Genomic DNA, 13109 nt, shown 5'->3' with positions numbered 1-13109 from the left:
ATCAGACCTCGGCCTCGAGCCGGTATCCGACCCCACGCACATTGGTCAGCAAGCCGGCGGCGTCGGCGGCGTCCAGCTTGCGGCGCAGGTGGCTGACGTGGCTGTCGATCGTGCGTTCCAGAACCGCCTGATTGGGGAAGCAGGCTTGCATGATCTCGCTGCGGCTGAAGACGCGCAGGGGCGTGCGGGCCATGTGGGCCAGAATGCGAAACTCCGTCAGGGTCAGGTCCAGACGGCGCTTGCCCGACGGCGTCAGGATCGCCGCCAGATAGTTTTCCAACTGCACCTCCAACGGACCGACGCGCAGTGTCTTGGCGGCCCGCCCGCCGCCGCTGCGTCGCAGGATGGTCTGGATCGAGGCCGCGACCTCGGCCGGATTGAACGGCTTGGCGATATAGTCGTCCGCCCCGATCCGCAGCGCCTGCAGTTTGTCTGTGGCCTCGTCTCGGTCGCCGACCATGATGACGGGCGTTTCGCCGCGCCGACGAAGTTCGCCCAGCACATCCCAGCCGTCGCGCACAGGCAAGCGGACGCTGAGCAGGGCGAGATCGGGTTTGAGCGACGCATGCAGGTCGGCCGCCTGCTGGCCATCGGCGGCGACGACGGTGCGAAAGCCGTCCCGACGCAGGGCCGCGTCCAGGATTTCGACGCCCTCGGCGGCGTCATCGGCGATCAGGATCAGGCTGCTCATGGCGTCTCCGAAAGCCGCCATCGCGCCAGATCGTCGCGTCGTCCAGCAAAACCGGACGGCTGCGGTGAAGTTTCATATCGCCGTCGCAAAGCTTTCACGCAGACGAAGAAAAACCCCCTTCCGCCAAGGCGGAAGGGGGCCAGTCGTTCGTTCGGGAGGAACGCTTAGTAGGAGGCGCGCAGCTCGATGCCGAAGGTGCGCGGGTTGTTGAAGTTGCCGTAGTCGCCCAGGGTGTTCCGGTTCGACGGATCGCGGCGATAGACGTAGGTCTCGTCCAGCAGGTTGCGCGACCACAGGGCCACTTCCAGCAGCGGACCGCCGTCGCGGGTCGTGATGTCGGCGATGGCGACGCGGGCGTTCACGACGAAGGACGAGTCGGCCTTGATCGCGAACTGCTCGAAGCTGTGGGCCGCATCGGCGTAGTTGGCGTCGATGTGCGCCTTCAGGGTCGCGCCCATGAAGGGCGAGTTCCAGTCGGCGGCGACGCTGCCGGCGTTCTCAGGCGTATAGGCGATGAAGACCTGCTGAACCTGGCCGTTGAACGGGTTGACCGTGTCCGGCACCTTGGCGTCCGTATAGGCGTAAGAAGCCGACAGGGTCAGATTGTCGGTCGCCCGGAGCTGACCTTCCAGCTCGACGCCGCGGATTTTCGTGGTGCCCGGAGCGTTGATCGTTTCCAGCGTGTTGCGGGTCGAGGCGCCCTGGACGGTGACCAGGCTGAAGTCGATCTGGCTGTCGGTGCGGTCCATGGCGTAGACGGCGGCGTTGAAGCGGACGCGACGGTCGAACAGGTCGCTCTTCAGGCCAATTTCGTAGGCCTTGACCTCTTCGGGATCGAACGAACGGTAGGTCAGCGAGCGCGAGGAGGCGCCACCGGCGCGGTAGCCGGTCGAATACTTGCCGTAGACGTTGATGTTGTTGCTGACGTCATAGGCCAGGGTGACCAGCGGATCGAAGCGATCGACCTTGGAGCTGAAGGTCAGGTTGGTGGCGGCGTTGTTGACGACCTCCAGCTTGCCGTCCTTGTCGTCCCAGGTGTAGCGCCCGCCGACCGTCAGGTGCAGCGCGTCCATGCTGGCCGGGGTCCAGGTCGCCTGGCCGTAGATGGCCTTGGATTCCGAATGGGCGGTCGATTTGCGGTCCAGCGAGCGGAAGCCGCGGATCGTCGGGGTGGGGTCCAGGATGGTGTAGCCCGTGCCGTCGGCGTTCCACTGGTTCGTGGAAGGCGTGGATGCGTCGTCCGAGACGGTTTCCTTGAAGTAGAAGACGCCGCCGACGTAGTCGATGCTGTCGCCCAGCGAGCCGACGGCCTGCAGTTCCTGGCTGAACTGATGCTGCCAGAAGCCGGCCAGAGAGTAGCGGCTGAACTTGCCGTTAGGGCCTGTAACCGGCGGGCGGTGCGCGCCGGCGATGTTGTCATACTGTTCGACGTCCAGGTCGCGGTAGGCCGTGATCGAGCGGATTTCCAGTGAGTCGGTCGGGCGATACGACAGGTGCAGGTCCATGCCGCGCGTGTCGTCGACGCTGAACTGCTGAGGCACGCCGATGTCGGCCTGCGTCATGCGCTTGGAGCCTTCGACCTGAACCAAGGGCGACAGGGCCCGAATGCTGCCCGAGGGAACCGTAGCCGAGGTGAATGGCACGACGGTCAGGCCATTCGGGTTGAAGTTCAGCAGTTGGCTGTAGAACGGGGTGTTCTTGTCCTTGCTGATGTCAGCCGCGAAGTTGGCGGTGAAGTTTTCAGCCGGCGTCCAGCGCGTCTGGAAGCGAAGGCCGCGGCGGTCATACTCGCCAAAGCCCGTCTGGCCCGGCAGGATGTTCTCGGTCACCGGACCCTGGACGGAAATGATTCCGTCGACCTTGAAGGCGAAGTCGCCGAGGGCGGGGAAGTCGACGTGCAGTTCGGAGTTGTAGGACTCCAGATTGCCCACGCCGGCGATGGCGCGCATGCCGAACACGCCCGTGGGCTTCTTGGTCACCAGCGACAGGGCGCCGCCTTCGGTGTTGCGGCCGAACAGGGTGCCTTGCGGACCCTTAAGGACTTCGACGCGCTCGATGTCGAGTAGGGCGGCGGCGAGGCCGTGCTGGCGGGCCAGATAGACGCCGTCGACATAGACGCCGACGCCCTGCTCACGCGCGGGCTGGTTGGCGTCGTTCGGCACGATGCCGCGGATGCCGATGGTCAGGGCGGACTGACGGGCCTCGAAGGTGGCGATGCGCAGGCTGGGGACGCTGCCGTCGGCCAGGTCCATCAGGCTCTGCACGTGGCGATCGGCCAGGGCTTCGGCGTTGACGACCGAGATCGAGATCGGCGTGTCCTGCAGGTTTGTTTCCCGCTTGGTGGCGGTCACGACGATGTCGTCAAGACCGGCCGGCTCGGCGCTGGCGGCCGTCGGCGCGGTCTGGACCGGAGCGGTCTGGGCGAAGGCGGAAACGGGCGCGGCGAGAAGGGCGGTCCCCAGCAGCAGCTGAAGGCGCAGTTTGGTCTGACGGTGCATTTTTATCCCCTGCTTAGTCGGGGCGGGGATTACGCCGTCATTGCGATGCGCAGTTCACAGCCGTGCAACAGCCCGGTGCATCTTTGATGTCTAGCGTGGCGAGAAGTCTGCAATCTTGATCCACCGCAGCTCCACGCTGTCTCCACAATCGCACGAAGCGTGGTTAGACAGCGACTGCCGTCGTGTCGCGGATAAAGCCGCCGCCCAGGACGCGTTCCGTGTCCGTCGGGTCGTACAGGGCGCAGGCCTGGCCCGGCGCGACGCCCTCTTCGCCATCGTTGAAGACGACGCGGATATCGCCGTCGATCAGGGCGAGGCGGGCTGGCGAGGGCTGGCGGGTCGAGCGGACACGGGCCAGGACCGGGATGTTGGCCTTGGCCGCTTCATTGATGGTCGCCTCGTCGCCCAGCCAGTTGGTTTCTTCCAACGTCAGACTTGCCGTCAGCAGGGCTTCGCGCGGCCCGACGATGACGCGACGGGTCTCGGGCTCCAGTCTGGTCACGAACAGCGGCTCGCCTACGGCGACGTTCAGGCCGCGGCGCTGGCCGATCGTGTAGTCCGTGATGCCCGCGTGCTGACCCAGCACCCGGCCGTCCATATGCACGATCTCGCCGGCCTCACGCCCTTGCGGACGCAGGCGGTCGATCAGGGTGCGATAGTCGCCGGAAGGCACAAAACAGATGTCCTGGCTGTCCGGCTTGGCGGCGATCTTCAGGCCCAGTTCAGCGGCGACGCCGCGCACCTGAGGCTTCTCCAGATCGGCCAGAGGGAAGCGCAGATAGTCCAGCTGGTCCTGGGTCGTGGCGAACAGGAAATAGGACTGGTCGCGCGAATGGTCGATCGCCTTGCGCATCTGCGAGCGGTTTCCGGCGACGGCGCGGCGTACGTAGTGGCCCGTCGCCATCGCCTCTGCGCCCAGGTCGCGGGCCACGTCCAGCAGGTCGCGGAACTTGACGGTCTGATTGCAGCGGATGCAGGGAACCGGCGTCTGGCCCTTCAGATAGCTGTCGGCGAACTGGTCGATCACCGCATCCTTGAACCGGCTTTCATAGTCCAGAACATAGTGCGGAATGCCGATCATGTCGGCGGCCAGACGCGCGTCGTGAATGTCCTGGCCCGCGCAGCAGGCGCCCTTCTTCTTCAACGCCGCGCCGTGGTCGTAGAGCTGCAGGGTCACGCCGACGACGTCGTAGCCGGCCTTGTGCAGCAGGGCCGCGACAACGGTCGAATCCACCCCGCCCGACATGGCGGCCACCACGCGCGCGCCGACCGGCAGGCCGACCGCCGCCCGCGCGTTCTCGACCGCCGCATCCATGTCGGTGCGGACGATGTCGGGAACGGGGCAGAAATCTTCGACCAAGGTCATCGCGGCCATTTAGTGCGGAACCGGTGCGATTTCGAGGCCCGCAAAAGAAAAGGGCCGCACCCGTCGCCGGATGCGGCCCTTAACGTCTTCGGGGAAACCCTCAGGAGCGGTAGCTCTGGATCCGCGTCGTGCGCAGACCCTGCATGCCCCATTTGTCGATGGCCTTTTGCCAGGCCAGGAACTCTTCGGCCGTAAGGCGATATTTCGCCAGGGCGTCGTCGAGGCTGAGCAGGCCGCCGCGAACGGCGGCGACGACCTCGGCCTTGCGCCGGATCACCCACCGGTCCGTGTTGGACGGCGGCAGGTCATTAAGGGTCAGGGGCGTGCCAGTCGGTCCGACCACGTATTGTTCGCCTTTGCTATTAAGGCGTCGCTCTTGCAACATGGGCTTATGCCTCTTTCACCAACACCGTAGTGTCATGAAGGTAGGCGTCCCCGACTAAGGTCCGTTTAAGGGTCGTGGTGAAGGAACGGATAACTTCCGCCCCTTCCCGAACGACTCTGTAAACCTTGCTTGCGCGACGATTCATCGAGACTAACGCTTACTTGCTCGCCGATCAGCGTTTGATGTTGATCAGCTCGGCCAGCATTTCATCGGCCGTGGTGATGATCTTGGACGAGGCGGAGTAGGCGCGCTGGGTGGTGATCAGGCCCGTGAATTCGGCCGACAGATCGACGGTCGAGGACTCCAGCTGCTTGGCCGCGATCTCGCCCGCGCCGCCTGTTCCCGCCGCCTTTAGGTTAAAGGTGCCGGACTGAAGGCTGACGGCGTAGGCGTTGCCGGACACTTCACGCAGGCTGTCGGGGCTGGGGAAGGTGGCGACCGCCACCTGGGCGATGCGGCGCATGACGCCGTTGTCGAAGATGGCGGTGACGTACCCGCCTTCGTCGATCTTGATCTCGCTCAGATTGCCGAAAGCGGTGCCGTTGGTGACCGTCGACTGGACGACCGAGGCCGTGTTCAACTGGCTGAGGCCGCCGGCCGAGGTGTTGAGGTCCAGCGTGACGGCTTGGGCGGCGATGCCCAGACCGTCGGCCCAGGCGACTTGGCCGGCCGGCATCGTCAGATTGTTCGGATCGGACTTGCCGAAGTCCAGCGTCGCCATGGTCGGGTCGTCGAACAGACCCGTGCCGGCGGGCCAGGCTTTCATCGTGTCGACGTCCAGGCGACCTGACGGCGTGAAGGCGATCTTGCCGGTCTTGATCTGGCCATTGGCGTAGGGTGCGCCTGCGATTACGTCGCTGGCCGGCACGGACACGATTTCCGCGTACCAGATGTTCGGTTCGTCGCTCTTCAGGAAGCGGAGTTCCAGATTGCGCTGGCCGCCCTTGGAGTCCGAAACCGGGATGTTCATCTTGAAGTCGGGCTTCACGCCGACGGGGTTGTCGTCGTCTGCATTGTACATGGCCATCGAGTTGACCGAGGGGTCATACTTCGTCTTGGCGACGTTCTCGTTGCCCAGACCGATATCCGCCAAGTTGACGGTGTAAGCCGGGCCGCTGGCGGGGGTGAACTGGATCTGGGTCGGCGGCGTGCCGATCGCGGTCGCCGAGCCTGCGTTCGCGCCGTTGATGGTCAATCCGGTGATGGCGCCGGTGGTCGGGTCGAAGGTCGCCGAGGCGTCGACCTTCTGCGAACCGGACTTGATCACCAGATCATGGCTGTTGGCGCCGGTGCGGGTGTAGCGGACAGACACGTCGTGGGTCGCGGCCGGCGTCGCCGTATCGGACACGCCCTTGTAGGATTGGGCGCTGGCGGCGGAAGACGCCTCCTGGCTTGAACGCAGATTGGCGTTGATCTGCACACGAGTCGTGGGTTCTGCGGTGCCGCCGACCGAGCCGATGTTGATCGAGCGCAGACGCGTCAGGTCGGACGGATCGGTCGAGATCTCGCCGTTGGAGTCCACCGGCCAGCCTTGCAGATACAGGCCGGCGCTGTTTTTCAGATAGCCCTGCTTGTCGACGGTGAAGGCGCCGGCGCGGGTGAAAAGGCGTGTGTCGGTGGCGCCGACATTCTCGGCCTGGGTCGTCGTGACGAAGAAGCCCTGTCCGCTGACCGCGAGGTCGGTGCTGGACGTCGTCCGCTGAAGCTGGCCTTCCTGACTGATGAAGGCGCGGCTGTTGGTCGTGACGCCGCCGGCCGAATAGCTTCCGCCCACGGCCGACTGGCTGTTGACCAAGGTCTGGAACTCGCTGGCGGTGCGCTTGTAGCCAATGGTGTTGACGTTGGCGATGTTCTGCGAAATCGCCGCCAGGGCGGCGGAGTTGGCGGCCAGGCCGGACACCCCGGCTTGCATTGCGCTGTTGAGGCTCATGGGAGAACGCTCCTTAAATGAAGGTCATCGGGAAGGCGGCGGATCGCATCATGCGGCCGCCTCCTCGGTCGGGACGTTCGGATTCTCCGTATCGTCAGTATCGTTTCCCGCCTGGGACCTGATCTCGTTCAGCGAAATCACGGTCGAAAGCGGAAGGATGGAATCGCCGATCACCAGGTAGGGCGCGCCGCTGTACATCTCGACGCCGGTGACGCGGCCCTGGATCAGAGCCTGCGCATCGACCTTGGCGCCGGTGGCGTCGGTGGCGGCGACCTTTAGCGTATAGACGCCGCCGTCTTCGGCCTTGCCGCCGTCCTTCAGCTTGCCGTCCCAGTTGAAGGTGTGCAGGCCGGATTTCTTGTCGGGCGCGGCGCCTTCCCAGACTACGACGCCCTTGCTGTCGACGACCTGCAAGGTGGCCTTGTCCGCGTCGGCGCCCAGCTCATAGGCCCAGGTGGCCTTGCCGTAGCTGAACTCGGTCGCGGTCCAGGCGGCGGTGACGCTCTTGCCGATATAGTTGGCGGCGTTGTCCAGTCCGCCGCCGGCCTGAGCGGCGAGAAGGCTGGTCAGCAGGTCGTTGGTCAACAACTGCTGCTCGACACCGGCCATCTGCGTCAGTTGAGCCGTGAACTGGTTGGAATCCAGCGGCGACAGCGGATCCTGGTTCTTCATCTGCGTGGTCAGCAGGGTCAGAAAGGTCTCGAAGTTCGAGGCCAGGGCCTTTGTGCCGCCGGTGACCCGGCCGGCTGCTGTGTTTGTGGTGACGGCGTCGACCATGGGGTCAGACCTTCAGATCGACGCGGTCAGGCGTCTGGGAATGATTGATCCAGGCGGCGGGCGCCGGGACGATGGGGGTGTCGGCCTGGGCCGCCAAGCGCGAGGCGCCGGCGAACAGGGCGTTGCGCTGCTGCTGGCGCTCGAAGGCGCCGCCGCCCGCGGATGGATCGCGTTGCGAGAAGTCGAGCGCGTCGCCTGCGACCTGGAAGCCGGCGTCCTGCAGCTGGCGACGCAGTTCGTCGGCGCGACCCTTGAGATCGGCGGCGGCGGCGGGATTGTCGAAGGCCAGGCGAGCGGACAGCTGGCCATCCTTGCCGATTTCCAGGCTGACATCGACGCGGCCCAAATCTTCGGGCGTCAGCACCATGTCGAACCGGGTCGAACGGCTGTCCAGTCGTCTCGCGATCTGCGAGGCGAGTTGAGCCGTGGTCTCGACCGTGGCCCGAGAGAGTGTGGACAGACCCAGATCATGACCGGGAGCAGCGACCTGATGACGGGCCTGAGCATCGACAGTCGCTGTCGCGGCCGGCGCGTCAGGCATAGTCGATGTCGGCGTGGCGACGAAAAGGGCCGCCTCTTCGGTTGTCTTCGTGGGTTGGGACGTCGGTTCGGCGGCCAATCCGATCTTGTCGATGACAGGCGCTGCGGCCTTGCCCGTCTCACGTTTGACGGTCGCCACAGCGGCTTCGCCGGCCTGGTCTGTCGTCTTTTGGTAGGGGCCCACCAACAATGAAGCGGATTGAGGCAACGGCTTCGCCGCGTCGGCCACAGTCAGCCTGGGCGGCTGATCGGGGGCTACTTCTTCGCCCTCTGGGGCGGTGGAAACCTGGGCTTCAGCTACCGCCGCGACTACATCTGTGGCGGCCGCGACGAGGATCGTGGACTTGGGCGTGGCCGCAGTGGCGGCAACCTGGACCTGCGCCATCGGGATTTGAGCGGCCGTAAGGGCCTGAGCGATAGGCGAGGGAGAGGCCGGCTTTTCGGCGACGGCGGCGGGCGTCGCTGCGGCGGTTTTTGCGCTATCGGGCGCGACGGGTGTCGTTGTCGCAACATCAGTCGAACGAGATGCAACATCGGTCATGGGGCGATCGGAAGGCGTCGCCGGAACGGGTGGCTTTGCAGCGACGGTCGCGGTTACGGGCTGAGGCGACGCCGCTTGCGCAAGGTCGGCTTCCATCTTGACCGCTTCCCCAGACCCTCTGGCCGCAGGCATGGTTGGGTGGGCCGCCGCCTGGTCGCCCACTTCAGACATGAGCGCTTGGATGGCCGCTTGAGCCGCAAGATTCGGCGCTTTTGCGTTCTGATCTGACGGCGATGCAATTCCATTCGCCGCGATGGTGGTTTCTGCGCCGACAGGCGTTGCGGTGACTGGCGCTGACGCGTCCGTCGCTAGCGCGATGGGCAAGCCTGTAGGCTGAGCTCGCGGAGCCGTCAGATCCCCATTGGCTGGCGGGGTTTCGTCGGTTTGGAACGTCGGCGGCGTTGCGGCGAAGGTGGGAGCAGGCGAAACGACCGTGGACGAATGCGGCGCGGTGGTCGGTGACGCGACGCCTTGGTCTAAGACGGCCTGATCCTTCGCGGCCTCTTCCAATGTGATGGCGCTCTCATCGGAAACTGGCGGCTGCACGTCCAGTTCAACGGTCTCGTCAACGCTCTCGCCGGGTGTCGGCGTGACGGGGCCGTTTGCCTGGCTCGGGCCGATCCCGTCTGCCTCGGCTATCATGGCTTGAGCCGTGACGACCCCCGGCGATGGAGCGCCCGTCAGGCGGCCGGGCGTCATCCGTTCGACAGGCGCGCCGTGGACGCCAATGTTCAGCGCGTCGGCGACCTTGCTGGAGAACAGACCCGCATCGACTGCCTCTGCGCCCAGGGCGGCAGCCGACGGTCCGGTCGAAACCGGAGCGGCAGGCGCGAGCAGGGCGGATGCGATGGACATGGAAGCGCGGCGGCTTTCGTAGGAGCGACAACGGCGCCTGCTGCGCCCAAGAGTTCGCCGCCCTCGACGCAAGGGTCGGGCCAAGAAAATAAGTCAGCAAAAACAATGCAGAACTTAGCCTTGAGATCTGTGGCCCCGAAGGGTGGCGGTCGTTATTGCCGCGCTCTCGCCACTTTTTGCCCGGCTTCGCGACGCCGCCGTCAGTGACACGTGGGACGTCTGCGTCCGATTGGCCCGACCTTTGCGCATCCTTCCCATCATGACGGCCGCCCGATCAACGATCCTATGGAAAAACAACGCTTTGTACGAGCGGGCGCGGCGTGTGGCTGGGCAAGAACTGCGCATCGCGATGCAGCGGTTGCCGGGTAGCGCGGGGGAGACGCGTCAATGTCGCTGAACTCGATCATGAACATTGCGACCTCAGGGCTGAAGACCGCCCAGTCGCAGTTGCGCGTAACCGCCGACAATATCGCCAACCTCGATACGCCCGGCTACATCCGCAAGGTCGCCGATCAGTCGGCCGCCGTCACCAATGGCTATGGCGCGGGCGTCGACGTTACGCGGGTGCGTCTGGCGACAGACCGCTTCCTGCAGGCGGCCAGCCTGAGCGCCGGATCGGACGCTGCGCGCCAGACCGTGCGCTATGAACTGTACTACCAGATCCAGAACCAGTTCGGCGATCCCAGCAGCGACACCAACTTCTTCGCCCAGGTCGACAAGCTGTTCGCCACCTATGCGACCCTGGCCGAAAGCCCGACATCATCGGCCGGGCGTCAGGACACCATCTACAAGACCCAGGCGATCTTCAATCAGGCCGCCGGCATCGCGTCCCAGATCCAGTCGGCGCGTCAGGAGGCGGACGGTCGACTGTTGAGCGCGGTCGAGACGGTCAATCCGCTGCTGGAACAGATCGCCAAGCTGAACAAGACCATCGCCGCCGGCACGGTGACGAACGAGGATGTGACGGGCGCCCAGAACGCCCAACTCGGTCTGATCAACGAACTGTCCAAATATATGGATGTGAAGGTCGAGGCGCGCTCCAACGGCGGCGTGACGCTGCGCACCAACACAGGCACGACCCTGGTGGGCGAGGGGGCGGCGACGCTGTCGTACCAGGCGGCTGGCACTGTGGACGCCATGACGGCCTTCTCGGACATCATGATCACCGAGCCCAGCGGCACGCGCTGGCCGCTGCTGGACGGCGTGTCGTCCGGTCAGATCCGGGGTCTGGTCGAGATGCGCGATGTCGATGCGCCTGCCGCCGCCGCGCGCCTGGGTGAGTTGACGGCCAAACTCGCGGACGAACTGAACCGCGCCCATAACGCAAACAGTAGCGTTCCTGCACCGACCACCTTGACCGGGCGCAACACCGGCCAGTCGCTGGAGAACGCCCTGACCGGCTTCACCGGCACGACCACCATTTCGGCGGTCAATGCGTCGGGCGTGGTGCAGGCGTCGGCGCGGATCGTCTTTTCCGGCGGCACGATGACGATCAACGGCGCCGCCGCCGATCCGACCACCTTCCTTAGCGTGCTGAACGCCCAACTGGGCGGCACGGCGACGGCGAGCTTCTCGGACGGCCAACTGCGCCTGGACGGGGCGGGCGGAAACGGTGTGGCCATCGCCGACGATGCGACCTCGCCCAGCACGAAGAGCGGGCGTGGATTTTCGCACTGGTTCGGCCTGAACGACCTGGTCGCCACGACGACGCCGACCTTCTTCGAGACGGGCCTGACCCTGACGTCTCAGCATGGGTTCGATCCGGGTGAGAGCCTGACCTTGCGCTTTGCCGGCCCGTCCGGTGCTCGCCTTCGCGACATCACCGTGTCCGTGCCCGCCGGGACGGGAACGATGGGCGAGATGTTGGGCGCGCTGAACGATCCCATCACCGGCGTCGGCCGCTATGGCGCCTTCAGCCTGGATGCGGCGGGCAAGCTGTCCTTCAAGGCCTACGACGCGTCAGCGACGTCGATGAGCGTCGTGAAGGACAACACGACCCAGGATCCGTCCGGCGTTTCAATGTCGCAACTGTTCGGTCTGGGCGCGACCGGATCGACGCGGGCGGGCGCCTATACGGTGCGCAGCGACATCCAGCAGGACCCCGGCAAGCTGGCTTTGGCGCAGCTGAACCTGTCGGCGGCGGCGGGGACACCGGCGCTGAGCAAGAACGATGGGCGCGGCGGCCTGGCGCTGGGCGATGTGGGCAAGACGAACGTCGCCTTCGCGGCAGCCGGCGGAAATGCCGGCGGGACCAAGACCCTGTCGTCCTATGCGGCGGACTTCGCCGGCGAGATCGGCGGCAAGGCCTCGGCCGCCAAGACCCGCAGTGAAACCGCAAGCGCCCTGGCCAAGGAGGCGGACAGCCGCCGCACCTCGGCCGAAGGCGTGAACATGGACGAGGAACTGGTCAATATGACCACGTTCCAGCAAGCCTATAACGCCTCTGCGCGCCTGATCCAGGCGAGCAAGGACATGTACGACGTACTGATCGGAATCCTGCTATGACGCGCGTCGCGACCCACGGGAACTACCAGTCGGCCTTGCTCAGCCTGATGAACGCGCAAGGCCGCGCGCAGCAGGCGCAGGAGCGGATCGACAGCGAAAAGATCGCCACCGACATGTCCGGCTATGGCCGAGGCGCAGAGCAACTGACCAGCCTGACATCGACACAGGCGCGACTGGAGGGCTTCATCTCCACCGGCGAGGCCGTGAAGGCGCGGCTGAGCGCCCAGGATCTGGCCATGAGCCGCATCTACGAAGGCGGCAATGCGGCCCGCGAGGCCATTGCAAACAGCCTGGCGGCCGGGCGGATCGACAATTTGATGGTCGAGCTCGGTCTGAACTATCAGACGGTGCAGGGTGGACTGAATGCGGAACACCAGGGCTCGTATCTGTTTGCGGGCGGCCAAAGCGACATTGCTCCCGCCACGGCTGCAACCATGGCCGATTTGACGGCGGCGCCGTCCACCGCCGCGACCTTCGCCAACGACACCTTGAAGCAGAAGTCCCGCATCGACGAGAAGACCACGGTCGAGACCGGGTTTCTGGCCAGCGAGATCGGCGGGCCGCTGACCGAGGTGTTCCGCAACATTCAGGCCTTCCAGAACGGCACGGCGGTGACCGTCGGCGGCGTGACCTATACGCCGGCCGGCGCGGGCACGCTGACGGGACAGCCCGACGCTAACGTCACCGCGTTTTTGAAGGCGCAGATGGGCGAACTGGATAAGGCGAATGCGGGCCTGACGAACCAGACGGCCAAGAACGGTCTGATCCAGAACCATGTCGAGACGGCGCTGGACGCCCAGGAAAATCAGAAGATCGCTCTGCAGAAGATGATGCAGGACAAGTCCGGCTATGATCCGGCACGGGCGATCACCGACCTGCAGATGGCGCAGGTGGCGATCGAGGCTTCGGCCCAGATCATCAACTCGCTGAAAAGCACTTCGCTGCTCAATCTCCTGCGTTAAGTCGTCGTTTCAAAAAAGAAAACGGCAACGCTGGACCAATCATCGTTCTGGAACGTATC

The 13109-nt window shown here is 65.2% G+C and carries 9 protein-coding genes; 2 read left to right on the top strand and 7 right to left on the bottom strand.

Features of this window, described 5'->3' with window-relative positions:
* Position 1: 1 nt before the first annotated feature.
* The 7 genes from O2K97_RS12370 to O2K97_RS12340 all read right to left on the bottom strand — a co-directional run bounded on the left by O2K97_RS12370 (position 2) and on the right by O2K97_RS12340 (position 9583).
* Positions 2-691: a response regulator gene (locus tag O2K97_RS12370; RefSeq protein WP_269219486.1), complete on the bottom strand. Its 690-nt coding sequence runs from the start codon at positions 689-691 to the stop codon at positions 2-4.
* A 164-nt stretch (positions 692-855) separates the two neighbouring features.
* Positions 856-3189, bottom strand: a complete 2334-nt coding sequence (locus O2K97_RS12365) for a TonB-dependent receptor (RefSeq protein ID WP_269219485.1) — start codon at positions 3187-3189, stop codon at positions 856-858.
* A 163-nt stretch (positions 3190-3352) separates the two neighbouring features.
* Complete coding sequence (gene mnmA / locus O2K97_RS12360) at positions 3353-4564, bottom strand: tRNA 2-thiouridine(34) synthase MnmA (RefSeq protein ID WP_269219484.1); 1212 nt, start codon at positions 4562-4564, stop codon at positions 3353-3355.
* A gap of 91 nt (positions 4565-4655) precedes the next feature.
* Complete coding sequence (locus O2K97_RS12355) at positions 4656-4940, bottom strand: DUF1153 domain-containing protein (RefSeq protein ID WP_026108337.1); 285 nt, start codon at positions 4938-4940, stop codon at positions 4656-4658.
* A gap of 172 nt (positions 4941-5112) precedes the next feature.
* Complete coding sequence (gene flgE, locus O2K97_RS12350; RefSeq protein ID WP_181669108.1) at positions 5113-6870, bottom strand: flagellar hook protein FlgE; 1758 nt, start codon at positions 6868-6870, stop codon at positions 5113-5115.
* Positions 6871-6918: 48 nt separating this feature from the next.
* On the bottom strand, positions 6919-7647 hold the full coding sequence (locus O2K97_RS12345) for a flagellar hook assembly protein FlgD (RefSeq protein WP_269219483.1): 729 nt from the start codon (positions 7645-7647) through the stop codon (positions 6919-6921).
* A gap of 4 nt (positions 7648-7651) precedes the next feature.
* On the bottom strand, positions 7652-9583 hold the full coding sequence (locus tag O2K97_RS12340) for a flagellar hook-length control protein FliK (protein WP_269219482.1): 1932 nt from the start codon (positions 9581-9583) through the stop codon (positions 7652-7654).
* 387 nt (positions 9584-9970) lie between these two features.
* Between O2K97_RS12340 and flgK the strand changes: the two genes are divergently transcribed.
* Positions 9971-12088, top strand: a complete 2118-nt coding sequence (gene flgK / locus O2K97_RS12335) for a flagellar hook-associated protein FlgK (RefSeq protein ID WP_269219481.1) — start codon at positions 9971-9973, stop codon at positions 12086-12088.
* Positions 12085-13050 carry a flagellin gene (locus O2K97_RS12330; RefSeq protein WP_269219480.1) on the top strand — a complete coding sequence of 322 codons (966 nt, stop codon included), beginning with the start codon at positions 12085-12087 and terminating at the stop codon, positions 13048-13050. Before flgK ends, O2K97_RS12330 begins: the two co-directional genes overlap by 4 nt.
* Positions 13051-13109 lie beyond the last annotated feature (59 nt).

Source organism: Brevundimonas vesicularis, assembly GCF_027105095.1.
Taxonomy (GTDB): domain Bacteria; phylum Pseudomonadota; class Alphaproteobacteria; order Caulobacterales; family Caulobacteraceae; genus Brevundimonas; species Brevundimonas vesicularis_E.
Note: the sequence above shows the minus strand (reverse complement) of the source record. Positions and strands in the feature narration are given on the sequence as shown.

Coding starts and splice junctions, on each gene's coding strand:
- O2K97_RS12370 (WP_269219486.1), bottom strand. CDS start 691: ATGAGCAGCCTGATCCTGATCGCCGATGACGCCGCCGAGGGCGTCGAA.
- O2K97_RS12345 (WP_269219483.1), bottom strand. CDS start 7,647: ATGGTCGACGCCGTCACCACAAACACAGCAGCCGGCCGGGTCACCGGC.
- flgK (WP_269219481.1), top strand. CDS start 9,971: ATGTCGCTGAACTCGATCATGAACATTGCGACCTCAGGGCTGAAGACC.
- mnmA (WP_269219484.1), bottom strand. CDS start 4,564: ATGGCCGCGATGACCTTGGTCGAAGATTTCTGCCCCGTTCCCGACATC.
- O2K97_RS12330 (WP_269219480.1), top strand. CDS start 12,085: ATGACGCGCGTCGCGACCCACGGGAACTACCAGTCGGCCTTGCTCAGC.
- O2K97_RS12365 (WP_269219485.1), bottom strand. CDS start 3,189: ATGCACCGTCAGACCAAACTGCGCCTTCAGCTGCTGCTGGGGACCGCC.
- O2K97_RS12340 (WP_269219482.1), bottom strand. CDS start 9,583: ATGTCCATCGCATCCGCCCTGCTCGCGCCTGCCGCTCCGGTTTCGACC.
- O2K97_RS12355 (WP_026108337.1), bottom strand. CDS start 4,940: ATGTTGCAAGAGCGACGCCTTAATAGCAAAGGCGAACAATACGTGGTC.
- flgE (WP_181669108.1), bottom strand. CDS start 6,870: ATGAGCCTCAACAGCGCAATGCAAGCCGGGGTGTCCGGCCTGGCCGCC.